General features: G+C 44.3%; 1 protein-coding gene. It reads left to right on the top strand.

Annotated elements, in window-relative coordinates; translation table 11 throughout:
- A partial coding sequence (gene tuf / locus B6258_RS13555; protein WP_099075713.1) for an elongation factor Tu occupies window positions 1–1,004 on the top strand: 1,004 nt, incomplete at both ends.

Below are 1,004 nucleotides of genomic sequence, written 5' to 3'. Positions count from 1 at the left end.
GGTAAAACAACTCTGACTGCTGCAATCACTACAGTTTTAGCTAAAACTTACGGTGGTTCTGCTCGTGCATTCGATCAAATCGATAACGCACCAGAAGAAAAAGCACGTGGTATCACCATCTCTACTTCACACGTAGAATATGACACTCCAACTCGTCACTACGCACACGTAGACTGCCCAGGTCACGCCGACTATGTTAAAAACATGATCACTGGTGCTGCGCAAATGGACGGTGCTATTCTGGTTGTTGCTGCAACTGATGGTCCTATGCCACAAACTCGTGAGCACATCCTGTTAGGTCGTCAGGTTGGTGTTCCTTACATCATCGTATTCCTGAACAAATGTGACATGGTTGATGATGAAGAGCTGTTAGAATTAGTAGAAATGGAAGTTCGTGAACTTCTGTCTCAATACGATTTCCCAGGTGATGACACTCCAGTTATCCGTGGTTCAGCGCTGAAAGCACTGGAAGGCGAAGCAGAGTGGGAAGCAAAAATTGTTGAATTAGCAGAAGCACTGGATTCATACATCCCAGAACCAGAGCGTGCAATTGACAAACCATTCCTGTTACCAATCGAAGACGTATTCTCAATCTCAGGTCGTGGTACAGTAGTAACAGGCCGTGTTGAGCGTGGTGTTGTTAAAGTTGGTGAAGAAGTTGAAATCGTTGGTATCAAACCAACAGTTAAAACAACTTGTACTGGCGTTGAAATGTTCCGTAAATTACTTGACGAAGGTCGTGCAGGTGAGAACGTTGGTGTTCTTCTGCGTGGTACTAAACGTGAAGAAATCGAACGTGGACAAGTACTGGCAAAACCAGGTTCAATCAAGCCACACACTAAATTCGAATCAGAAGTATATATTCTGAGCAAAGATGAAGGTGGTCGTCATACTCCATTCTTCAAAGGCTACCGTCCACAGTTCTACTTCCGTACAACTGACGTAACTGGTACTATCGAATTACCAGAAGGCGTAGAAATGGTAATGCCAGGTGACAACATCAA

It is taken from the genome of Proteus alimentorum, from assembly GCF_002607735.1.
Taxonomy (GTDB): domain Bacteria; phylum Pseudomonadota; class Gammaproteobacteria; order Enterobacterales; family Enterobacteriaceae; genus Proteus; species Proteus alimentorum.
Note: the sequence above shows the minus strand (reverse complement) of the source record. Positions and strands in the feature narration are given on the sequence as shown.